Consider the following 23,715-nt stretch of genomic DNA (forward strand, 5'->3'; position numbering starts at 1 on the left):
AAAATATCTCCTTCTTCTGGAACACCATAATTTTCTTTAATGGATTCATATTTCTCTCTTGTTATAAATAACTCATTAGAAACATCACGATTAATAAATAATTCAATGATTTCTTTTCCTCTGTAAAACGGAATTCCTTCATCCACATATTCTCGAGCAAAAATTCGTTTACTTGATGAAATATTACATAAGTCCCCCAATTCATATTCATGAAAATCTAAACTCAAATTTATCACTCCTTTTAATAAAAAATTCTAAATTCAAATCTAGAATTCAAAACCAATCTCCTTTAAACTTTGACGAATTTTACCTTCAAGTTCATTGGATTCCTTAAATAACGCATCCAATTCAGTTGTTAATGTTTTCATTTTTTCTTCAAATGGAATTCCATCATCTTCTTCTGGTTTAAATCCAACATAACGACCAGGTGTTAATATGAAATCATGTTTCTTGATTTCTTCTAAATCACTTACTTTGCAGAATCCTTTTTCATCTTCAAGGGTTCCTTCTTCGAATTTAGTGAATGTTTCTGCAATTAATTCAATATCTTCATCTGTTAATTCACGTAGTTTCCTTGAAACCATTGTTCCAATTTCACGTGCATCAATAAACAAAGTTTTTCCTTTTTGTTTTTTATCACGGTTCAAGAACCAAAGACAAACTGGAATTCCTGTTGTATAAAACAGTTGAGTAGGAAGTGCAACAATACATTCTACTAGATCATCTTCAACAATTGCTTGTCTGATTTTACCTTCACCGGAAGTAGTTGATGATAATGACCCATTAGCTAATACCAAACCTATTTTTCCTTTTGGTGATAAGTGATGTATCATATGTTGCATCCATGCGAAGTTTGCATTTCCTTTTGGTGGAATACCATATTTCCACCTTACATCATCCTGTAATTGTTCTTGTCCCCATTTTTTGAGGTTGAATGGTGGATTTGCCATTACAAAATCAGCTTTTAAGGTAGGATGCAAATCATTTAGAAATGTGTCTTCCTGGTGCTCTCCAAGGTCTGCTTCAAGTCCACGAATAGCTAAGTTCATTTTTGCCATTTTCCATGTGGTGGGATTTGATTCCTGACCATAAATTGAAATCTTTTTAATGTTTCCACTATGATTTTCAATGAAATTTTTGGATTGTACAAACATTCCCCCAGATCCGCAGCATGGGTCGTATACTCTTCCATCATATGGTTTTAATATTGAAACCAATGTTTTTACTACACATGCAGGAGTATAAAACTCCCCTGCTTTTTTACCTTCAGTTTCTGCAAACATTGAAAGACAATATTCATAGGTACGTCCTAAAATATCTTTTTTATCACCTTTATCAGACATTTGTACATTTGTGAATATATCAATAACAGCACCGAGTTTCTTTTTGTCTAGTTCTGGTCTTGAGAAGTTTTTAGGTAATATTCCTTTAAGTGATTTATTGGAATCTTCAATTGCTTTCATTGCATTGTCGATTGTCAAACCGTTTTCTTCCTTGTTTGCATTCTTAGCTATTTCACTCCAACGTGCTTCTGGCGGTACGAAGAATATGTTTTCTGAAGTATATTCATCAATATCCTCTTCAAATCCTGCTCCTTCTTCAACAAGTTCCTGATATCTATCTTCAAATTTATCTGATAAGTATTTTAAAAAGATTAATCCCAATACCACATGTTTGTATTCAGCTGCATCCATTGAACCTCTTAGTTCATCTGCTGCATCCCATATCTGTTTTTCAAATCCAATTTCACTAATATTTTCCTTTGCCATCATCAATCACCATCATATTGTAACATCCGCCCATAATTCACATTGTGCAATAACTTTTTCTAAAGCTGATTTCATTTCTTCTGGAGGATAATCATACTTTTTAAGCAAACGTTTTACAGTTCTTCTCATGTTTGCTCTTGCAGATTCCTTTTTCTGCCAGTCTATTGTCCTATTTCTTCTTAAAGATTCAGTTAATTCCTGTGTAATTTTAATTAAAGTTTCATCTGTATAAAAGTCATGTATGTTTTCAGGAAGTGCAATTGCATTGTAAAATGCCAATTCCTCTTCAGTTAAACCTAATTTTTCACCCTCTTTATGTGCTTCACGCAAAAGCTTTGCAATTTTAATTAACTCTTCAATAACCTCATCATTTGTAATATGGCTATTGACATAGCTGTTCATGGTTTGTTTTAAAAGGTCTGAGAATTCCTCAGATTTTATGATATTTTTTCTTTTATATCCTTTTACTTGGTCGTTGAGGAGTTTTTCCAAAAGAGAAATTGTTAAATTTGATGATTCCATTGAACGTACTTTATCTAAAAATTCCGGGTCGAACAATGAAACTTCATCACTTACATTGATAATGTTGATAACACCAGTACTTTTGATGGATTGATTAAGAAGTTTGGTGATTTGTGCATTGATTTCATGAATAGACAGTTTCTTATCAGAAGAAATTTTAACAAGAGTTGTACGAACCGCTTCAAAGAATGCTGCTTCAAATCTTTCTTTTTCACTTGCCCTGCTTCTACATAATGACAACCATTTCTTGAGAAGTAATGCTTCTTTTAGGAATGAATTTTTCTTATCTTCATTAATTAAAGCTTCCATAAAGTTTACTCCACCAGAAATAACTTTTGATCTCTCCAAGTTACTTTCTCCAAAGAATTTTGAATAATCAAATTTGTGGAATAAATCTCTACAGACTTCTAATTTTTCCTGGAAGTTTGGATAAGCAATATTATCCACATCCATATCACCATAGTTTTTATTGTCCCTATCCGTATATTCACTCATTGCTTTTTTAAGTTCTGATGCAATACCAATGTAGTCAACTACAAGTCCACCTTCTTTATCTTTGAATACTCTATTAACACGAGCAATTGCCTGCATCAAGTTGTGTCCTTTCATTGGTTTATAGACATACATTGTTGCAAGTGAGGGCACGTCAAATCCTGTAAGCCACATGTCAACTACAATAGCTATTTTCATTGGGTCGTCATCATCTTTGAATTTCTTTTCAAGTCCTTTTTTATATGATTTGTCTCCAATGATTTCATGCCAGTCTTCCGGGTCTTTATTGGAACCACTCATTACCACTTTTACTTTTTCATCCCAATTCGGACGAAGTTCCAATATTTTTTTATACATTTTTATTGCAATTGGTCTTGAATATGCAACTATCATCGCCTTACCGGTTAATTCCATTGCACGATTGTTTTCATAGTGATTTACAATATCAGTACATATGTCATCAATGATTTCTGGTGCTCCAAGCAATGCCTCCATCCTACTGAGTTCTCTTTTGCTTCTCTCAATGTTATATTCCTCAGCTTGCTCTCTTAATTCCCAGTATTTTTTATCAATTTCATCCAAAATAGTTTCATCCAATTTAATATCTGCAATACGGCTTTCATAGCTGATTGGTACTGTTGCACCATCTTCTACAGACTGTGTCATATCATAAATATCAATGTAGTTACCGAACACTTCTCTTGTTGATTTGTCTGACCTTGAGATTGGTGTTCCGGTAAATCCAATATATGTTGCATTCGGAAGTGCATTGCGTATTCTACGTGCAGCACCAATTTTTATTTCACCTGTTTTTGGATCTACTTTCTCTTCAAGCCCATATTGACTACGATGTGCTTCATCAGATATTACAATTACATCATTTCTCTCAGTTAATGATTCATCATATTCATCAAACTTTTGCATTGTTGAAAAGAATATTCCATTGGCTTTTCTGTCATTGAGCAATTCCTTTAGATTTTTCATGCTTGTTGCTTGCTGCGGAGTCTGTCTTAAGAAATCACTACATTTGCTGAATTGTGTAAACAGTTGATCATCCAAGTCATTACGGTCAGTGATGACCACAAATGTTGGACTTTCAAGTCTTTCTTGAAGCTTGTTTACATAAAACACCATGGATAAGCTTTTTCCACTTCCCTGAGTGTGCCAGAACACACCTGCCTTGTGGTCACTGTTAATAGCTTTTAGAGTTGATTCTACTGCCTTATTAACAGCAAAATATTGGTGATATGCTCCTAAAATCTTAATCTTTTTAGTTGAATCGTTTGAAAAAGTAATGAAGTTTTTTAATATATCAAGGAATCTGTTTTTTTCGAATATTCCTTCAAAAAATGTTGTGAAATCTGCAAATTGAGTTGATTCATAGCTTCCATCAGTTGTTTTCCATTCCATAAAACGGTCTTCTGATGAAGTGATTGTTCCTGCCTTTGTAATTGCCATATCACTCATAACACAAAAAGAATTGTAAGTAAAAAGTGATGGAATGACCTGCTTGTATTTTTGTAGTTGATTATATGCTTCAGATACATCTGCATCTTCTCTTGAAGGAGATTTTAGCTCCATTACAACAACTGGAAATCCGTTGAGAAATACTATAATATCCGGACGTTTGGTTTCCTTTTCAACAACAGTCCATTGATTGATAACTGTAAATCTATTATTTTCCAAATTTTCCCAATCAACCAATTTGATTAATGTGGATTTTTCCTGATTGTCTTCCCAATAATTTACAGATATTCCATTCTGCAGATAATTATTGAATCTTTCATTTTTTTCAGCGACACTTGCAATTCCAAAGTCCTGTACCTTTTTAATAGCATTTTCAATAGCTATTCTGCTTGAATCTCGATTAATTGAATACAGATTATCCAAATCATTGACAAATAATGGATTTTTATAATCCCTTTCAACATCATAACCACTATAATAAGTATAACCTAAATCCTGCAGCAGATTAAGGATGGAATCTTCATATACATCTTCATTATAAATTGAAATAAAATCAACCCCTAAAATACAATATAATCAAATAAACACAACTTTATATTAATTATATTTATGAAAAAATATGCTATTAAGTTTTACTAAAAACAATGAAAATAAAAATGTATGAAAAATAACTTAATTTACAAAAAAAGAAAAAATAGTAGGCACTAATGCACCTACCCTGCTATTGATTGACCACCATGACCCAGGAAAGTACCAGTTATGATATATCCCTGTGCGTCCTTACCATTATACTCATAGTACCCATCACCGGCAATTACCACCTGACGGCCACTTGCCAATTCAACAACAGCAAATTCACCATCAGTAATCCCTGTTGATCTGTAATATCCCAGATCAGCACTATATTCAGGATAATCATTTGATGAAACAGTTTCTGTTTTTACTTCTTCAATTGTCAATTTCTGAGTTGCATTGCTTAAAGTGAAATTATCGTTTCCATTAAATATGGCCTCAACATCATATTTGCCTTTACTCAAATCAAGATTCAATTTAGCTTTGCCTTTTGAATCAGTTTTAACCATTCCATTAACGACAATATCACCATCTTTATCTTTAATGACAATATCTATATCAGCATCGGAAATTGGAGTTTTGTTTAAATCAGACAATTCAACTGACAAATCATTTCCTTCATAAAGAGCATTATCACTTGTGATTTTTACAATGCTTTGCTCTGATACATTCATTGATTGAAAATACATTACTCCAACAGCTACTGCAAGAATAATTATGACTGCAACCAAAATTATGATAATATTTTTATCTTCAATATTTTCCCCTTCTAAAATTGAACTTCTATTTCATCTACAACAACATCACTGCTTACTGGATACCTATGATGTGTTCCATCCTCTTCACCGTGAGCCCAGTTGGTCCATTTCCACTGTCCATCCATTAAAACGTGACCTCTTGAGAGGTAGGAATTCTTGTCCATCATTTGACCGTTTTTGGATAATGTAATGTCCAGTCCCCCAACGGTTGTTCCGCTCCATTTCATTGCTGTGACTGTGTATTCTCCGACTGTTTTTGATGTATATTCATCGAATTTTGGAGTCATTGTTATTGTGTGGATTTCACTTCCTCCAAAGTCTTCAGATACTTCGCTTGTTGTGGCTTTTACAGTCACTTCATCTGAAACTTCACATCCCTTGAAATCGGAATTGCCGGAATATTTAACTGTCACTTCATATTTGCCAGATTCATCTATTTTCAGTTTTCCATTTCCATTTGAATCTGTTTTTACTGTAAAATAAGTTTCATTATTGTTTTCATCCTTAAGTATAATTTCAACGTTTTGTGAGTCCATTGGACCTGTAAGCTGAAATTTGAAGTTGCTTCCCTGTGTAATTTCATTGCTTTTGATTTCAATTGCTGAGTTTTCCTTGATTGAATCAGATACCACAATAGCCAATCCCACTAAGAGAATAGCTACAATTATTCCCAAAAGTAATATTATGATTTTATTATTGTCTATATTAACACCTCAAATAAGACCAGTTAATATAATGTTACACACAAGTTATATTTTAATATTTTTAAAAAAAAGAAAGCAGTAAACATCTTAGGTTTACCACCAAAATAAGTTATGAATATCTATATTATCTTCAACGGCAATTCCCATGTTCATTTTTTCTGCGAATTTGTATGCATCATATATTGCATAACCCCATACAAGAAGCCATGTAATCCATCCGATTAAAATCAGCATTAAGACTCCTGAAACGATTGCACCGAAGAATAGGAGAATTCCTTTCTTAGTCAGTCCCAAGTAGACCTGACCCAGTCCGACAATGAAAAATGTTTTCAACATCGGTCAGGGTGATTACCCACTGTCCATTTAGCCTTGCGAATTTGCACCTGCCTATGGCATTATTACCATCATATGCAACGCTCTGATTGTTTTTGGCTTCAAACTTTATTTCAATATTATTTGAGTTCATACAGTAATGCTCCTGACGGACATCTGTCGATGATTTCTGCAATTTCCTTTGATGGTGCTGCGGAAATGTCGACCCAAGGCCTTCTTGAAGCATCAAAGACTTTACTGTTTCCTCTTATGCATTCTCCAGCATGTTGGCACAATTCAGGATTCCAGAAAACATTTATTTCTTCATTTGAATATGTTTTGTATCCTTTTTTCTCAAGTTCCTCTTGTTTTGACATGTTTTTCACCTATTTAATAAAATTTCCATTCTTTAAATCTTCAAAAGCCTGATCAAGTTCCTCTTCGGTGTTCATTACAATGAGTCCCCTCCATGCTATAGGTTCATCAAGCCTTTTTGAGCTGTATACCAATACTTCTGCATTATTATCCTTTGTTTCGATTGTTATGTAATCTCCCTCATCATCCAGCTTTGAAGCAGTCTGTTCCTCTGTTTCGGTTCCGCTTATGATTGCATCGCCGGCCAATGGAAATGCAAATGCAGACCACCCGTCTTTAACAGGAACTGTAACACTTGAATTTGCATCCGTGTGAATGTCATAGAAATCAACAGGACAGTATTTTGCCCTGCCATGCTTCTACTCCTTCATATTCACCAGTTACTAAACGTAAAACTCCTCCATCAAACGGAAATTCCATGATTTCATCATTTGTTATGCTGTGGTATGCTGGAGGTTCAGTCATTTTATCCTTTGCAGGCATGTTGAGCCAGAGCTGTGTTGCAAGAAGAGATTCTCCTCCAGGATATTCCTCATGCTTGGCACCGGATCCTGCGGTAAGCCATTGGGCTTCACCGTTATAGATTGTAGCACCAGTATCAAGATGGTCTCCATGGCGCATTTGACCTTTGCTTACAAAAGTTATTGTTTCAAGACCTCTGTGAGGACGAGTTGGAAAACCAGAAATGTATTCATCAAGATTTGAACTGTCAAAAACATCCAATCTCAAGAACGGATCAAATATCTTGGTTGTTTCTTCATCCAAAGCACGTATGAAATGTATTCCGGATGCACCGACATCCTTTTGACCTTTAATTTGATGTGTTACTTTTCTTAACATATCATCACATCCAATATATGAATATGGAACTATCTAAAATTCATAATATAAATAGATACTATTGAAACAAGCACCAGATAATCACTTAATCCAAAAAAATAAACTTATTATTACACTTCCAAAATAAATTATCAATAAATTTGTTCATTTATAATTAAAAAATATCATTAAAAAATAACAATTACTCAAATAAACTATTCCAATTAGAACATAAATGAATAAAATAACACTAATTTTAAAATTAATAAAGTATAATCCATTATTTAAATTTTTATTAAACAATACCCTTGAAAATTTAAAATAAACAAAACATTTTATAAATATAAAATCAATAATTATAAAGTAATAAAAAAGTATAGGGAAAAAATGTTAAGTAAACTAAGAAAAATCAGTCTCAGTAACTGGATTTTAATTGGAATGGTTTTAGGTATATTCGTTGGATTGTTCCTAAACTTCTTTGTAACAAATCCATTTATCAAGGACACTATTTTAATTGATAATATATTCTATTTAGGTGGTAACGGGTTTATCAGATTAATGAAAATGCTTGTTGTACCACTTGTTTTCTGTTCCATTGTTGTTGGAGCGGCTTCAATTTCAGATATCAGAAAAATCGGTACAATCGGCGGTCGTACAATCGTCATTTATTTGATTACCACTGCAGTTGCAGTTACAATTGCTCTTGCAATCGGTACACTCATCCAGCCTGGTGCTGGCATGAACATGAGCATGTCAGGTCAAGCAGTCAATGCAACATTGAATCAGACAATGACCGATACAATCTTAAATATGATTCCTGAAAATCCATTGAACTCACTTGCAAACGGATACATGCTCCAGGTAATCATTTTCGGATTATTAATAGGAATCATCTTGGCTAAATTAAGGGATGAAGTTAAATTGGTCAATGAATTCTTTGAGCAAGGAAATCACATCATGATGGAGTTGACTTCCCTTGTTATGAAAGTCGCACCAATCGGTGTATTCTGTCTTATGGCAAGGACATTTGCAGGCCTTGGATTTGATGGTATACTGCCAATAGGAAAATATGTATTATGTGTACTTATAGGTCTTGCAATACAGGCTTTCATTGTTTATCCGTCATTACTTGTATTCTTTACAAGATTCAATCCTGTCAGGTTCTTCAAGAAGTTTGCATCAGTTATGCTTTTTGCATTTTCATCCTCAACATCCAATGCAACAATCCCTTTAAACTTGGAAAAACTATCCGAAATGGGTGTTGAATCAGAAGTCTCCTCATTTACAATCCCTCTCGGAGCTACAATCAACATGGATGGTACTGCTATTATGCAAGGTTGTGCAGTTATGTTTGCAGCACAGGCTTATGGTATGGATTTAGGACTTACTGCACTTATTACAGTAATCTTTACCGCAGTAATGGCATCCATCGGAACCGCAGGAGTTCCTTCAGTAGGACTTATTACACTTACAATGGTATTCAATTCAATTGGATTACCAGTAGAAGCAATCGGTATGATTTTCGGTATCGATCACTTGTTAGACATGTTCAGAACAGCTGTAAACATTACTGGAGATGCAATCTGTACTATTATCGTTGCATTCAAAAACGATTCAGTTGATGCTGATGTCTATAACGGTGAAAAAGAAGCCCATACACCGGGAATTGAATTTTAAACACAAATGCATCCATCAGGATGCATTATACTTTTTTTTAAAAAAAATAATTAATTGATTGGGAATTTCATAACCAGATTAAAACCATTGTCATTGAACAGTTCAAATTCACCATCCAATTGACCAATCAGTGATTTGATGATAATCCATCCTAAAGATGTGACATTATCCAAATCAAAATCATCAGGCAATCCCACACCACTATCAGAATATTTGAATTCGCAGAATCTCAAACCATTATTATCATAGACATGTATTGATTTGAATATCTTTTTAACCATGATAAAATGCGATTGCTACCCAAACCATCATCTCTGTAAAAACAAATCACAGTGTGACTTGTGGGTGCCATCAAATCAAAAACTCGAGCAATTATGTCGCCAAATATCTTATGAGTTGAATATATTAGAGAGTCTAAATCAAAGAAAACAAGACTACTTTAAAATATTGTCCGACATTCGCCAACAAAGATAACTGAAATATTGCTCATATGTGGAAGATTAACAAGAGTACCAAAACTCAACGCAAGAGGTGAATATATACTAAAACCGGAACATGTGCAAGTTGGATTAAATTATAATGTCATATCTCAAGAGATAACTGACACAAAACTAATTATTCGTGAATTAAGAAGGAAAGAAAATAATATATTAAAAATATTGAAAAAAAGAGCTGATAAATATGATTAGTATATATGAAGAATTTGTAAATAGTTACAATAATCCTGAAATCACTGGAGAAGACATAAAAAGATTAAATGGATTAAATAGCAGACAATATTCAAATTTAAGAAGGAAAGCATTAGATAATGGAGATATTAGTACTCCTCGTCATATGAATGCCACAGGTGCAAAATTCTACACCAAAAATAAAAATGGTGAATTTATAGTAAAAAAACAATTCGGCCGCAAAACAATTTTAGTTGGAAGATTTGCTGATGAAAAAACTGCACAAATGATAGTTTCATTATGTAAAGAGGTCAATTGGGATTTAACCCAAATATCTCATATTATTGAAGAAAATAAAATCAAACCTAAAAACTACACTTGCGCAAATGGTAGCTATGTAGTTAAAAAGAAAATTAATGGTAAAAGAGTAATATTTTGCAGATTTAAACAAGAATCTGAAGCCAAATTTATGGTGCAGCAATTGAGAAAAAACAATTGGGATCAAAGTAAAGTTGAAGGAATTCTTTGTGAAATGAGAGGAATTGTATTATGTTAGATTTGGAGACTTATGGAATAATTGGGTATTTTGCATTTGTACTCTTCATAATATTAATTAGAATAATTGCAGTTGCTGTAGTAGCTGGAGCAATATCTTCCTATGTTGGTTTAACTGGTTTATTATGGTGGTGTGCTACCATTGTAATATTTTTAGTTATAAATGCAATAATAAGTGGTTTGAGAGGATAGCGTATGTTTACTTATGTGCTAATTGTAGTATTGTCCTCTTATTTTGGAATAATAATATTTGCAGGTATTGAAAAAATATTTCGCGAAGATAAATAAAGAACTTTTAATTACTTGTTTTATGAGCAGACTAACAAAACTGCTCATTTTTTATTTTTAAGATATTGCAGCTATTTTAATGAACATATTTATATGTTATGTCGTTCAATCTATTAAACATAGAACGAATGAGTCTCAAAAGTAAAATTAAAGGAGTTGCCGAACATGATTTTAAATACAAAAGATATGGAAATTCAATATGTAAAAATGACTGAAGAAAACAAAAATGAATTTGGATACATTCCAAATTATGATGAATTAATTGCTGAAGCACCTAACGCTGAAATGGTCGCTAAATGGGAACAATGCAGAGAACTTCACGAAAAAATCGGAAAAAGAAGACCCTAAATACGCAACCTTTGCTTTTAACAGCATTTACATGATGAAAATGAAATGCGGCCATTATGAAATCTTCCAGCATGCTGCAAGAAGTGAAGAAGATTTAGTCGATTGGATTAAATTGATGTTATCTGATAAATACTACAAAAAATGTACTACTTGCATTTGTGATTTTAAATAATCACAATATCTATTTTTTAGGTGATTGAGATGTACGGATTTAATTTTATTATCAGAAACGAGATGAGGGTTTCTTTTTTCATTGATAAAAATGATGAATTTTACCATTGGCAATATCATGACGGATTTAATTATGATTTAGATGAGTTTGAATGGGATTTGATTAACAAATTTGGTAAAGAGTCAATTATAAAATTAGTTAAATCAATGAATGTTTATGAAACAAAGCAATTGTCTGATATTATTAAATTGGTGAGGATTGAATAGGTGATTTGAATGAGCTGGAATGTTGAGGTTAAAAAACATTATGAAAACGTTTCAAAAACCTATGACATACTCAATATCATTAATAATGACGAAATCAGTCTTAAAAATGGCTTACGTGATGTTATTGTTGATGAAATGAAATTATCATGTGAATGCATAATAAATGGAATCAGTGACATTGAAAACATTAACTACAAAACAGCATCAGAATTTCTTGAAACTCTCAAACAAGGTTATGATATTGGAGTAATAATTGATGCAAGAAATTTTATTTACAAATTAATCTAAAATATATATGAAGGAGCAGATACTAATGAAAGCAACAATTGAGTATATTGAAAAGTCCCAATATAGGAGTAAAGTATTAAAATCATTATCTAATATGCAAAAATGCCTTCTCAAATAGCTAAAGACACTGGGATTGTTCAGAATCATATTTCGAATACATTAAGGCAATTAAAAGAACATGACTTGGTTGAATGTATTAATCCAGAAGTTAGAAAAGGTAGATTATATCGCCAAACAGATAAAGGCGAAGCAGTATCTAAAAATATAATTCTCGATTAATTTTTTTATTATTCTTTTTTTATATTAAAAACATAGATATTATTAAGTTGTGGTTATATAATATTATACATACAAATCATAACAATATAAACGTGATTACTATGGATGAATGGCATATTGGCGATCCTGTAGACTGGGGAGATGGCTGGATGGATGCTCAGAACTGGGGTCATGGACAAGATGATGATGACAAGAAAATTAGCAGTTCATATAATGATAGTGAATACCAACATTATCTTAGAAAAGCAGAGGAATGTTCTCGCAGAGGCAATCATTCAGAAGCGATAGATTATTATGAAAAAGCAAGAAATGGTATTGACAATAGTTTTGTCATGATTTTAATAGCAAAAGAATATGAAGCATTGGGAAATCAGAATTATGCATTAACATATTGGAAGGATTTATGCATTCGCTTCAGTAATATCCCGGATGTCTTTGAAGGGCATGCCAATTTGGCATATCGCATGGGAAGATATGAAGAAGCAATTGTTTCATATAGGCGGGAATTAAACATAATAGAAAACAGATCTTCAAAATCTCAAGTAAAGATTTCAAGATTAAACGTTGCTCTGGCCAATGCATATGAAGCTTCAGGACAATCAGATATTGCAGAAAGCTACCGGAAACTGGCTAAATTCCAAGTTGATAAGTATGTTAAAGAGAAAATGGAACTTGGAGATAAATATAAAGAGGAATGCAATTATTTTGCAGCAAGAAAATGTTACAAAGCAGTTCTGTATTGCGAACCGAACAATGATGAAGCCAACAAAAAATATGATATGGTTGACAGAATCTGCAATATGGACTTTGAAACGCAGGAACGTTTCAGAAGAGATTCACTGGAGCGAAAAGAACGTCTGAATAAAAAAAGAGGATTAACTGAAAAAGATAAAGAAAGAGAAGAAATCAAAAAAAAATTTGAAGAACTTAATAATAAACGGATTGAACGTGAAGAGAAAGAAAGAAAAGATAAGGAATTAAGGGAAAGAAATCCAGGATATCTGAAACTTAAAATTCAAAGCCATAAAGAAGTTTTTGAACTCAGTCATCTGCGTTTGCATTTAGGTCATTATCAGAAAAAATCAGATAAGGCATTTGAAGAAATTTTCCGCCTTGAAAAACTACTGGAAAAACGTAAAAGCAAAAGAAGCTATCCTAGCAAAGATATTAATGAATATAAAAAAGAGATTAAACATCTTAAATATTGCATTGGCCATTTCAATAAAAAATATACATTTAATGCTATAAAATTATTGGAATGCTATCAGAAAAGATTGGATGAACTGGAAAGGAAAGACAATTAAGAATAAATATTATTATTCGATTTTGAGTTATTTCTCAGGGTGATAAATTTGATAGAATATGATGTAAACATATTAAAAAAATTACAAGAATTCAAAAAAGATTTAATTACTATTGATACGGACAATTTTAATTCTCCAAAGGAATTTGATGAAGGAACAGTTTTTAAAATAGAAGAAAAAGATTGGGGAGAAGAATTTTTGCCATCCTTTGCGGTCTACTTATGTGATGATGTAATTGGGATTGTTGCAGATGATAAATTTACTGTGGCAGACATATGCTCAAATGCATCCGATATTGAATATGTTCCTGGTGAAACATATGCCAGATATCTGGGCACATATACTGACAACAACTTCCACAAATATCACATAGCTCAAATAATATCTAAAAATGAACCAAAAGAAATACATTCTGAAAACTATGAAATAGGCGGATGGATATCCCGTTTCGATTTGCAGGCAAGGGATTATGTTAAATTGTTAAACTTGATATATGAATATGCTGAAAATAATAGATCTGCAGAAGAAATAGTTGAAATAGTCAAAGAAAGAAAATTGTATAAGTTGAGATAATTGGATGAGATATTATGGGATTCTGTCAGAATTGTGGAATCTGGTTGATGAATGGATCCATGTAACTGATTTAATAACTTATCGATATTAGAAAGTAAATAAGATATTTAACATTAATAATGATTAATACTAAAACAATAAGGGATTTTTATGAATGAATGGCATATAGGAGATCCAGTAGATTGGGGAGACGGTTGGATGGATGCCCAGAACTGGGGTCACGGTCACGATGATGAGAAAGAGCATCACAAGGGTATTGAAGTTGATTTAACAACTCGCAAGATAAATGAATACTCAAAAAAAGCTTGGAATCATTATATGGAGTTCCAAGAGGAAGAAGCACTTCACTATATTAACTTAGCATTAGATTTAAATGACAGACATGCAAACAACTGGAACAGAAAAGCAATTATTCTTGAAGGCATGAAAAGATATGCCGAATCTGAAAAATGCTATAACAAATCACTCGAATTATCTCCACAGAAGTTGGTTTATGAAAACAAGGCCAGAATGCTGTTGAGTTGGTCACATCAATTACTTGAAGAGTCAAAAGAATTACCAAACGGATTAAATAAACTGAAAGAAGCAGAAAATAAAATCATAAAGGCAATGAATGCTCTTCCTGGAGATAGTGAGGAAGATATCAATAAATATCTTAGAATGAGAGACAGTATTAATTTTTATATAGATTATGAAAATAAATTCCAACGCAATCTTGAAACTTTGAAAGGATATGATAAATTTGAACTGTTTACAATAACAGGAAGGAAGTTTTATAGAAATAATATAACTCTTACTTCAGGCATGCCGTTAAAACTTGTTAAGGAACCGGATAATGAATTTGATAAGGATGCAATTGCAGTATATGCTAAAAATGAAAAGATAGGTTATGTAGCAAATAAAGATTATACAAAATATGAATTAACCTCATCAGCATCTGAACTGCAAGATAAAATTGAAGATATTGCTCAAGGAAGCTATTTATTATATTTGGATAGATATGCAGATATACAATTCCATATTGGGAGAATAGTCAAATAAAAAATATGGTGATTTTATGAAATGTCATTTTTGTGATGAAACATTAAAAGAAGGGGAATTAATATGCCATAATTGTAAATCAATGGTTATCGATTTTAATTACATGAAAAATTTACGTGAAATAGAAAATAAATATAGTAAAAGAGATTTTCTAGAGTTATCAAAAGAAAAATTAACTTTTCCGGAAATAGTGACAATACTCACTTTCATTAAAAGGTCAGACCGTCATGCCGGTGATACATACATGCAAGATAAATGTAGAGAAGACGGAACATGCTCCAACCTGCACAAAAGATTAGAAGAAATAAGAAATGAAACAGACAATATTTAATTTATTCAATTGTTCTCGTTAAAGGATATGGTGATTTAAGGTAGATATTATGGAATGCAGTTCAAATTTGGGAAGTGCAACATTAGAGAAAATAGGTAAAGAAAATCTAATGGCTTTTGATACAGAATTAATGGATTCTCCAAAAGAATTTTTCAAAAAAGGGGATGTACTTAAAATAGAGAAAAAAGATTGGGGAGGAGAATTTGTACCTAATCTGGTAGTTTATTTGGATGATATGCTGATAGGTTACGTTGCAGATGATAAAGATACTCCAAAAGAATGTTCAAAGGCATCAGACATTGAATATCTTCCGGGTAAAACTTATGCAATATATTTGGGAAAATGTGAAAACAAGATTATTGAAAATGAATATTTCCATGTTGCAAAAATAATGTTCGGGAGTGAATCTAAAGTAACTGATTGGGTAAGGAGCATGGAATTGAGTGAATGGATATCCCGCTACGATTTACTGGCTCATGATTATCACAAACTATTGATGCTGCTGCGTGAAGGAGCTCATGAAAATCAATCCGCAGAAGAAGTCTTAAAAAAAGCAAAAGAAAAAAGATTAAAAGGTTTACACTAATTAATAAGATAGTTGATTATTCTTATGATAATTTACCTCCTTTAGATATTAATATAAAAAATATTTATTTAATATCTTTAGAAAAACTTTCAATTGGTACAATAAAATCTTTTTCTGTTTGTTGATAACATCTATAAATAGCTTGAGCGCCGTTTTCAGTATAAACCCATTTGGTTTAATAGAAAGTGTTTAATAAAAACAAGCATTCCATCTGTTTTAGCAATCCACTAGAAGTTCATGAAGATTAATGCAATAAATCCTATACATAATTTTAATTATCATTTGACTTAATATACAATTAGAGGTTTTTAACATGAATCAATATGATATTATTATTATCGGAGCCGGACCTGGCGGATTGACCGCTGGAATTTATGCAGGCCGTCAGGGAACTAGAAATTTAATTTTGGACAAGGACATGGCAGGAGGCCTGGGCCGTGAGGTTCCTGCAATGGAAAACTATCCAGGATATGACATGATTTCAGGTCTTGAACTTGTAGAAAAGATGAAGGAACAGGCCATAAAGAACTGTGAGTTAAAGGAAATGGAATGCGTTGAGGAAATCACAAAGGAAGATGGTGAATACAGATTCACAGTTAAGACCAGCAAGGAAACATACCAATCCAAAACAATAATTCTTGCAACCGGAAGCTCACACAGACAGTTAGGTGCAAAAGGAGAAGAAGAATTTAGAGGAAAAGGAGTTAGCTACTGCGCTACCTGCGACGGATTTTTCTTTGCCGGACGTGACATTGTAATGGTGGGTGGAGGAAACAGTGCACTTCAGGAAGCATTATACCTCAAAAACCTTGGAGCAAACGTTACCCTTATTCACAGAAGGGATGAATTCAGGGCTCAAAAGCACTTACAGGACAAAATAAAAGAAAATGAAATAAAAACAATAATGAACGCAACCGTTGAAGAGATAAAAGGAAACATGCTTGTGGAGTCTGTTGTATTAAAAGACACAAAAACAGGAAAATTGAGTGAACTTCCAACTAATGGAGTGTTCGTAAGCGTAGGATACATGCCGCATACTGATTTGGCATATCAGCTAAACGTGAAACTGGATGAATCAGGACATATCATAACTGACAAAGCTCAAAAAACTAACATTGACTATGTATATGCCGTTGGTGATGTCTGTGTTGGCTTAAAACAGTGGGTTGTAGCTTGTGGGGAAGGTGCAGTCGCTGCAACTTCCGCATTTGAAGATATTCAGTAATGTTCTTGCAAATAAATGTAGATAAAAAATGCTATTAATAACACTACAAGTACCGGCAACAGCCAAAAGAATATTTTAAGTAAAACTACTGCTATTAAAATTGCAGCAATAACGAATATTAAATCTTTAAGTTCCATATAAGATTGATTTATTTTATTTAATATATAAATTTTTCAATAAACTATAATAAATAAAAAAACTAAAAATAATATCATTATATTTTAATGGAGCATAAGATGACAATTTTAGTAATTAATAACAAAGGCCAATATAATCACAGAATCGCTAGAAGTTTACAATACTTAAAAATTCCAGCTAAACTAGTTTCAAACGAATTATCCATTGAGGAAATTGAAGCTGAAAATCCTATCGGATTAATTTTAGGTGGAGGACCATCAATTGAAGGTGCAGGTTTAAGTGAAGAGTACATCAAACACTTTGACATTCCAATACTCGGAATCTGTCTTGGCCATCAGTTAATTGCTAAAGCATATGGTGGAGAAGTAAGCACTTCTGAAACTGAAAGTTATGCTCAAGTTAAAATAGACATTAAAAATGATGAAAACTTATTTGAAGGTCTAGCTCCTGAAATCGATGTTTGGTCATCCCACAAGGATGAAGTTAAAACAGTTCCTGAAGAATTCGAAGTCTTGGCTAGTTCCAACTTATGCGATGTTGAATCATTTAAACATAAAGATAAAGATGTATATGGAATACAGTTCCACCCTGAAGTACATCACACTCCAAAAGGAGAAGTAATTTTTAATAATTTTTATAAAATCTGTAAAGATAGGTGCGAAAATGATTGATAATGCTGATGATTTAAGAGATAAAGCAAACGAATTCAAAACAGGATTAAAAAAACAATTCATCAACATCCCTATTGGAGATGAAGAATACGGTTTTAGAATTTCAGGTATTGGTCAAAAATCCGTGAAATTAGAAAAATACGTTAAATTTGATGAAATCTTTGAAGCTATTGAATCAGGAAATGACAATGGCCTTGAAGCAATTATTAAACAGTTAATTGAAGATTACGAAGAAGAGGAAGACGAGGAATTATAATGTTAAGCCCAAAAGAATTTATCGAAGAATCCATTCAAAAAATCAAAGATCAAATTGGTGACAAAAAAGCGATCATTGCATTGTCCGGTGGAGTAGACAGTTCAGTATGTTCTGTTCTCGTACAGGAAGCAATCGGTGACAACTTAACTGCTGTTTTTGTTGACCACGGTCTTTTAAGAGAAGGAGAAGTTGAACAAGTAACCAACACTTTCAAAGACAGATTAAACTTCAAGTTTGTTGATGCATCTGATGAATTTATGGATGCTCTTGCTGGCGTTGAAGATCCTGAAGAAAAAAGAAAAATCATCGGAAAAGTATTCATTGACGTATTTGAAAGAGAAGCAATCAAATCTGGTGCTAAATTCTTAGTTCAAGGAACCATTGCACCCGACTGGATTGAAACCAAAGGTGAAATCAAATCTCACCACAACTTGGCACTTCCAAGCGGAATGGAACTCGAATTATGCGAACCGATCCGTGACTTGTACAAAGACGAAGTAAGGGAAATCGGTGACGAATTAGACTTACCTGCCACTACTGTATACAGACAACCTTTCCCAGGACCAGGTCTTGGTGTACGTGTTGTTGGTGAACTCACCCGTGAAAACGTTGAAGTATGTAGAAAAGCAAACAAAATCGTTTGTGATGAAATTGAAGCTGCAGGAATCGACAAAGATGTATGGCAATACTTTGCTGTATTGACCAACACCAAAGTTACCGGTGTTAAAGGAGACCAAAGAGACTTCGGATACTTGGTTGTAGTAAGAGTTGTAAACTCAATTGACGCTATGACTGCATCTGTTGCTGAACTTCCTTGGAATGTTGTTCAAACCATTTCAAAAAGAATTACCTCAGAAATCTCTGAAGTTACCCATGTCGCTTTATCCGTAAGTGACAAACCACCTGCAACCATCGAATTCTGTTAAATACTATTACCCAATAGTATTTTTCTTTTTTACTTTTTTTAAACCAGATAAAATGAAAACCACTAAAAATGCTTACCTTGCCAAACTGACAGAACAAATCCAAATGAAATCTGTCAAGGTTGGGAAAAATCTTGAAGGAACCACACCCCCATCAGTGTTTATCGGAAGATGGTCATATCCCAAAGTCTATGCAGGACCTATGATGAGTTCCCAGATGGGAGACACATCAATCATGGACACTCCTGAAGAGTGGATTGGTCAGAACAAGACACAGGATGAAATCATCAACTACAGGATGAACCTTGTAAGGGGAAAACAGTTAATCAAGATTGATGATTTGGAAAACCCTTTCATTGAAAAGCTTCAGGACATCTCTCTTGCATCAAAATCAATAGACAGTGAGGCAACTTTCGGAAGAAGACCAACCGGATCAATGCTTACCGAGGACAGCATGCCACACGGCCCGAGTGCTGTCATTGAAAAGTTTGATATAGATGCAGTCAAATGGGACAGGCAGCTTGAAAAGACATTCTATGACACAGACCTGAAGTCAACAGAAGCTATTGTCAACCTGCACAATAAGGAGGTTCCTTTTACAGCTATGCAGAAGGCATTTTCAGTTGGAGCAATAGGAACCAAAAACAAGAGAAGGCTCGTACCGACAAGATGGTCAATTACAGCATGCGATTCAACACTTGCAGACCAGTTCTTGAAAGAGGTTAGAAAATTTGAAAGGCTCGATACCTACAGAGTCTTTGAGTTTGGTGCACTGAACAATTACTATGTAATCATTTTAACTCCTACAGAATGGCAATACGAATGGTATGAGGCATTCATCAAACTTATGAAGAATGAAGAGTTAATTTTCTCTGACTATGAAACCAATGGAGGTAAAAAAGAGTATTCAATTGTTGGAGGATGCTATTACACTGCTAAAATGGCAGTTTTAGATTACTTAATGCAAATCAAAAAGCAGTCAGGACTATTAATTCTAAGAGAGGCATATGACGGATACGTGCCTTTAGGTGTTTTCAATGTAAGAGAAAACATCAAAGAGGCAATGCAGAGACCTTATTTGGAATTTGAAACCCTGGAAAAATGCCTTGAATATGCCGGAACAAAGCTTAGAATACCAATAAGCAGATATGTGAAACAGGGAACATTGATGAATGAAATGCTTCACACAAAGCAGACTACCCTTGACATGTACTTTAAAAGTGGATAATTATGTTTAAATTTAAAACCCCCTCTGAAAAAACAAGAAAAATAATGTCTGAAGTTGCATTGGGAAATTCCAGTACCAACTTTGAAGAGAGTTGCATTGAAAAAATAAGAAAATTAACCGGAAAAGATGAAGTTAAAATCACTACAAGCGGAAACAACAGTATTTTCATAGCACTTGCGTCAGTAAATGGAGATATCATAGTTCCAGACCAAGGGGGATGGCATGGATTTAAACAGATTGCAAAATTCCTGAACAAGAACGTGATTACATTAAAGACTGATTTGGGACTTATAAACACTGAATATTTGGATGAATTGGACATCAAAGAAAACTCAGCATTGATTTACACAAGCTTTGCAGGATACTGTGCAGAGCAGGACACAAAAGCAATTGCTGAATGCTGCAAAGACAAAAATATTATAACAATAGAGGACGCCTCTGCAGGAATCGGAGATAGTGAAAACAGACTTGGCAAATATTCAGACATAATATTGGCATCAACAGGATCACCCAAGATTATCAATGTTGGTCAGGGCGGTTTTATTGCAACAGACAATTCTGAAATTTTCAAAAAAACATCAATGCCACAGAAATTAAGCAAAACATCGGAAATTGTATGTAGTGGTATAGATAGTGAACTTGATAATGTTTCAGAAAAATTAGATCTTACAGTAAATGCAACAAACTACTTAAAAAAATACATTCCAAATGTATTACATGCTGATAAAAGAGGCATTAATGTAATTATACAACATGATGATGCTAAGTCAATTGCTTGGAACTTGAAAAAGACACTTACCACAGACAAAAGCGGGTTCATCACAACATGTCCAAACTACAATAGAATAAAACAGAAGGCAATTGCAATTGAAATCAAAAACCTTGACTACAGCTGCCTTGAAAAAGAGTATTTGGATAAAATAATTGAAGAGATAGAAATTAATAATCTACTGTGAGCTTTGTAATTCTATCAATGACAATTTCCTCAAGAGACATGTTTTCCAACTCTTGAGAACTTATTTTATAAATTTTAATTATATTTTCATCATAACATTCAAAAACACCGTCATCCAAATTGAAGATTTCAGATAATTCGGAAGTGTGATCTTTGCTGTTGATTAAAATGGCACATAGATTCATTTGCCCTTCTTTTAAACCCAATATTTTGAATGCCTTTGAAATCTGTCTTTGGGCGGAACACCTAAGTGCAATCTCAACACTCAAATCCTTAGCAAGATTTTCGCCCCTCTCAAAAGCAAGAAGTGCCTGATTTACACCGTGGATTATATGGTTTTTTGAAACTATTGAATCCGCATTAAGAAGCTGGATAATTTCACCATCTTCCTTAATTTCATCAATTAAATCAAGTGTTTCTCCAATAGAATTGATTGATCCTTTAAAACCTAATATTTGAATATTTTCCATGTACATCATAACACCTAACCGCGCAATAGTCTGTTGACACCAGCAATATATGCTTTCACACTAGCATTGATAATATCCGGTTCTGTACCGCGAGCGGATACAACCTTATCACCTTTCTGCAATTTAATGATTACATCAATAAATGCATCGGTACCACCAGTAATAGCATCTACGTGATACTCAATCAAGTCAACATCACTGAATACATCCAATGATTTCAATGCATTGATTGCAGCATCCACAGGACCTAAACCTACACCTGCATTTAAAATTTCATCATCATCAAAAGTGATTTTAACTGATGCAGTAGGCATGACATTATTTCCTGAAACAATAGTCAATTCATTAAGCTTAATTCTATCTTCATGATTTATTTCCAAAACGTTATCAGCAATTGCCTGAAGGTCAACATCAGTAACTGTTTTACCTTTATCAGCCAGATTCTTAATGTCACAGCATATCTGTTGAAGCTGAGTCTTATTAACATTCAAACCCAATTCCTTAAGTCTGTTGTCAAGTCCATGGGTGCCCATATGCTTACCTATAACAAACTTGCGTTTTCTTCCAACAAGTTCAGGGGTCATAGGTTCATAAGTTGCAGAATTCTTAATAATTCCATCTGAGTGTATGCCTGATTCATGAGCAAATGCATTTTCACCAACAATCGCCTTGTTCGGTTGAATATATACACCGGTTGATCTTGCAACCAGTTTTGAAATATCATAAATTTCATTGATTTTTATATTTGTTGAAAAGTCCGGAAGCAACCTGTCAATACTAACAACACATTCCTCAAAAGAAGTGTTTCCTGCTCTCTCACCAATACCATTAATAGTTGAATGGAATGCAGTTGCACCGCCTTTTAAGGCAGATAAAGTATTTGCAACAGCAAGGCCAAAATCATTATGGCAATGAGTAGCAATTGGAACATCAATATCATTTAATTTGTTGAACAGTTCAAATGAAGAATCTGGTGTTAATATACCTACAGTATCACAGACACAAATTCTGTCAGCACCATGATCAATACCATCCAAAAAAACAGACCTTAAAAAATCAATATCAGTTCTTGACGCATCTTCTGCAGATAATTCAACAACTAATCCATGATCTTTACAGTAATCAATTGCAGTATTAGATAAATCAATTAATTTATCACGAGTGGTATTTAATTTAGCAGAAATATGTAAATCAGAAGTTGGAACAACTAAGTTAACCCCATCAACATCACAGTCTAAACAATAGTCAATATCAATTGTTAATGGCCTGGAAAAACTTAAAATTTCTGCATTAAAACGTTGTTGAGTAATTTTTTTAATGGATTCCCTTTCTCCTTCTGAAGTAATTGCAGAACCTGCTTCAATATAATCAACACCAATTTCATCAAGCTTTGTTGCAATTCTTAATTTCTCTAACGGAGTTAAAGAAACACCCGGAGTCTGTTCACCATCACGTAATGTAGTATCTAATACCTTAATATTCAAAAAAATCACCAAAATTATGCAATAGATGTATTAAGCAATAATAAAAAAAATCTGTTAAAAATAAGTAAAGTAAATAATTGTAATATAGAAGGCTTGCAGCGAAATGAAATTCCCATAGAAAACCATAGTACACAAACAAAACACAAAAGGACTTCACTACTGGGATCGAAACGAGACCAGGTATAACCCCCATGCTAT

Annotated in this window: 32 protein-coding genes; 20 read left to right on the top strand and 12 right to left on the bottom strand. The window is 33.3% G+C overall.

The genetic code is table 11. The annotated features are described in order from the left end of the window. The 9 genes from MR875_01555 to MR875_01595 all read right to left on the bottom strand — a co-directional run. The coding region (locus tag MR875_01555) for a hypothetical protein (protein ID MCI6993539.1) at nt 1-227 on the bottom strand (227 nt) is incomplete at its 3' end. A 39-nt stretch (nt 228-266) separates the two neighbouring features. Further along, nucleotides 267-1,769, bottom strand: a complete 1,503-nt coding sequence (locus tag MR875_01560; GenBank protein ID MCI6993540.1) for a type I restriction-modification system subunit M — start codon at nt 1,767-1,769, stop codon at nt 267-269. A 12-nt stretch (nt 1,770-1,781) separates the two neighbouring features. Further along, a complete protein-coding gene (locus MR875_01565; GenBank protein MCI6993541.1) occupies nt 1,782-4,751 on the bottom strand; it encodes a type I restriction endonuclease subunit R in 2,970 nt (989 codons plus the stop codon). A gap of 212 nt (nt 4,752-4,963) precedes the next feature. Beyond that, a complete protein-coding gene (locus tag MR875_01570; protein MCI6993542.1) occupies nt 4,964-5,554 on the bottom strand; it encodes a hypothetical protein in 591 nt (196 codons plus the stop codon). A 38-nt stretch (nt 5,555-5,592) separates the two neighbouring features. Further along, entirely contained in the window at nt 5,593-6,255 is a 663-nt protein-coding gene (locus tag MR875_01575; protein ID MCI6993543.1) for a hypothetical protein, read from the bottom strand. Nucleotides 6,256-6,378: 123 nt separating this feature from the next. Next, nucleotides 6,379-6,579 carry a hypothetical protein gene (locus MR875_01580; GenBank protein MCI6993544.1) on the bottom strand — a complete coding sequence of 67 codons (201 nt, stop codon included), beginning with the start codon at nt 6,577-6,579 and terminating at the stop codon, nt 6,379-6,381. Between the two features lie 158 nt (nt 6,580-6,737). Beyond that, nucleotides 6,738-6,974 carry a (4Fe-4S)-binding protein gene (locus MR875_01585; protein MCI6993545.1) on the bottom strand — a complete coding sequence of 79 codons (237 nt, stop codon included), beginning with the start codon at nt 6,972-6,974 and terminating at the stop codon, nt 6,738-6,740. Between the two features lie 9 nt (nt 6,975-6,983). Next, nucleotides 6,984-7,289 (bottom strand): hypothetical protein, encoded by a 306-nt coding sequence (locus MR875_01590; GenBank protein MCI6993546.1) that lies wholly within the window; start codon nt 7,287-7,289, stop codon nt 6,984-6,986. Nucleotides 7,290-7,299: 10 nt separating this feature from the next. Beyond that, a complete protein-coding gene (locus tag MR875_01595; GenBank protein ID MCI6993547.1) occupies nt 7,300-7,812 on the bottom strand; it encodes a pirin family protein in 513 nt (170 codons plus the stop codon). Between the two features lie 366 nt (nt 7,813-8,178). Here MR875_01595 and MR875_01600 point away from each other — a divergent pair, with 366 nt between their 5' ends. Continuing rightward, on the top strand, nt 8,179-9,468 hold the full coding sequence (locus tag MR875_01600) for a dicarboxylate/amino acid:cation symporter (protein ID MCI6993548.1): 1,290 nt from the start codon (nt 8,179-8,181) through the stop codon (nt 9,466-9,468). Between the two features lie 50 nt (nt 9,469-9,518). Here the strand turns inward: MR875_01600 and MR875_01605 are convergent, their stop codons facing one another. Further along, entirely contained in the window at nt 9,519-9,749 is a 231-nt protein-coding gene (locus MR875_01605; GenBank protein MCI6993549.1) for a hypothetical protein, read from the bottom strand. Between the two features lie 201 nt (nt 9,750-9,950). Here MR875_01605 and MR875_01610 point away from each other — a divergent pair, with 201 nt between their 5' ends. From MR875_01610 to MR875_01700, 19 genes are all read left to right on the top strand, one after another. Further along, on the top strand, nt 9,951-10,157 hold the full coding sequence (locus MR875_01610; protein ID MCI6993550.1) for a hypothetical protein: 207 nt from the start codon (nt 9,951-9,953) through the stop codon (nt 10,155-10,157). Then, the gene (locus MR875_01615; GenBank protein MCI6993551.1) at nt 10,150-10,692 is read left to right on the top strand and encodes a hypothetical protein; all 543 of its coding nucleotides are present in this window, start codon (nt 10,150-10,152) and stop codon (nt 10,690-10,692) included. The genes MR875_01610 and MR875_01615 overlap by 8 nt, the downstream gene beginning before the upstream one ends. Further along, nucleotides 10,686-10,883: a hypothetical protein gene (locus MR875_01620; protein MCI6993552.1), complete on the top strand. Its 198-nt coding sequence runs from the start codon at nt 10,686-10,688 to the stop codon at nt 10,881-10,883. Before MR875_01615 ends, MR875_01620 begins: the two co-directional genes overlap by 7 nt. A gap of 261 nt (nt 10,884-11,144) precedes the next feature. Further along, nucleotides 11,145-11,327, top strand: coding sequence for a hypothetical protein (locus MR875_01625; GenBank protein ID MCI6993553.1), 183 nt, complete (start codon nt 11,145-11,147; stop codon nt 11,325-11,327). Nucleotides 11,328-11,358: 31 nt separating this feature from the next. Further along, nucleotides 11,359-11,499 (top strand): hypothetical protein, encoded by a 141-nt coding sequence (locus MR875_01630; protein MCI6993554.1) that lies wholly within the window; start codon nt 11,359-11,361, stop codon nt 11,497-11,499. A 29-nt stretch (nt 11,500-11,528) separates the two neighbouring features. Beyond that, entirely contained in the window at nt 11,529-11,765 is a 237-nt protein-coding gene (locus MR875_01635; GenBank protein ID MCI6993555.1) for a hypothetical protein, read from the top strand. Nucleotides 11,766-11,774: 9 nt separating this feature from the next. Beyond that, a complete protein-coding gene (locus tag MR875_01640) occupies nt 11,775-12,053 on the top strand; it encodes a hypothetical protein (protein MCI6993556.1) in 279 nt (92 codons plus the stop codon). Between the two features lie 102 nt (nt 12,054-12,155). Beyond that, complete coding sequence (locus tag MR875_01645; GenBank protein ID MCI6993557.1) at nt 12,156-12,332, top strand: MarR family transcriptional regulator; 177 nt, start codon at nt 12,156-12,158, stop codon at nt 12,330-12,332. 101 nt (nt 12,333-12,433) lie between these two features. After that, entirely contained in the window at nt 12,434-13,636 is a 1,203-nt protein-coding gene (locus MR875_01650; protein MCI6993558.1) for a hypothetical protein, read from the top strand. A gap of 48 nt (nt 13,637-13,684) precedes the next feature. Continuing rightward, on the top strand, nt 13,685-14,209 hold the full coding sequence (locus tag MR875_01655; GenBank protein MCI6993559.1) for a hypothetical protein: 525 nt from the start codon (nt 13,685-13,687) through the stop codon (nt 14,207-14,209). Nucleotides 14,210-14,359: 150 nt separating this feature from the next. Continuing rightward, a complete protein-coding gene (locus MR875_01660) occupies nt 14,360-15,250 on the top strand; it encodes a peptide transporter (GenBank protein MCI6993560.1) in 891 nt (296 codons plus the stop codon). Between the two features lie 16 nt (nt 15,251-15,266). Next, a complete protein-coding gene (locus MR875_01665) occupies nt 15,267-15,581 on the top strand; it encodes a hypothetical protein (GenBank protein MCI6993561.1) in 315 nt (104 codons plus the stop codon). A 49-nt stretch (nt 15,582-15,630) separates the two neighbouring features. Beyond that, on the top strand, nt 15,631-16,167 hold the full coding sequence (locus tag MR875_01670) for a hypothetical protein (GenBank protein MCI6993562.1): 537 nt from the start codon (nt 15,631-15,633) through the stop codon (nt 16,165-16,167). A 313-nt stretch (nt 16,168-16,480) separates the two neighbouring features. Further along, nucleotides 16,481-17,392, top strand: coding sequence for a thioredoxin-disulfide reductase (trxB, locus tag MR875_01675; protein MCI6993563.1), 912 nt, complete (start codon nt 16,481-16,483; stop codon nt 17,390-17,392). Nucleotides 17,393-17,628: 236 nt separating this feature from the next. Then, nucleotides 17,629-18,201, top strand: coding sequence for a GMP synthase subunit A (locus MR875_01680; GenBank protein MCI6993564.1), 573 nt, complete (start codon nt 17,629-17,631; stop codon nt 18,199-18,201). Continuing rightward, nucleotides 18,194-18,457: a hypothetical protein gene (locus MR875_01685; protein MCI6993565.1), complete on the top strand. Its 264-nt coding sequence runs from the start codon at nt 18,194-18,196 to the stop codon at nt 18,455-18,457. The genes MR875_01680 and MR875_01685 overlap by 8 nt, the downstream gene beginning before the upstream one ends. Then, nucleotides 18,457-19,383, top strand: coding sequence for a glutamine-hydrolyzing GMP synthase (guaA, locus tag MR875_01690; GenBank protein ID MCI6993566.1), 927 nt, complete (start codon nt 18,457-18,459; stop codon nt 19,381-19,383). The genes MR875_01685 and guaA overlap by 1 nt, the downstream gene beginning before the upstream one ends. A gap of 52 nt (nt 19,384-19,435) precedes the next feature. Continuing rightward, nucleotides 19,436-20,608, top strand: coding sequence for a hypothetical protein (locus MR875_01695; protein MCI6993567.1), 1,173 nt, complete (start codon nt 19,436-19,438; stop codon nt 20,606-20,608). A gap of 2 nt (nt 20,609-20,610) precedes the next feature. Further along, nucleotides 20,611-21,564 carry a DegT/DnrJ/EryC1/StrS family aminotransferase gene (locus tag MR875_01700; protein ID MCI6993568.1) on the top strand — a complete coding sequence of 318 codons (954 nt, stop codon included), beginning with the start codon at nt 20,611-20,613 and terminating at the stop codon, nt 21,562-21,564. Here MR875_01700 and MR875_01705 read toward each other — a convergent pair. Together MR875_01705 and MR875_01710 are read right to left on the bottom strand one after the other, a co-directional pair. Then, on the bottom strand, nt 21,548-22,042 hold the full coding sequence (locus tag MR875_01705) for a KEOPS complex subunit Cgi121 (protein MCI6993569.1): 495 nt from the start codon (nt 22,040-22,042) through the stop codon (nt 21,548-21,550). The genes MR875_01700 and MR875_01705 overlap by 17 nt on opposite strands. A 5-nt stretch (nt 22,043-22,047) precedes the next feature. Continuing rightward, a complete protein-coding gene (locus MR875_01710) occupies nt 22,048-23,517 on the bottom strand; it encodes a 2-isopropylmalate synthase (GenBank protein MCI6993570.1) in 1,470 nt (489 codons plus the stop codon). Between the last annotated feature and the right edge of the window lie 198 nt (nt 23,518-23,715).

The sequence above is a fragment of the Methanobrevibacter sp. genome (assembly GCA_022775905.1).
Classification (GTDB): Archaea; Methanobacteriota; Methanobacteria; order Methanobacteriales; family Methanobacteriaceae; genus Methanocatella.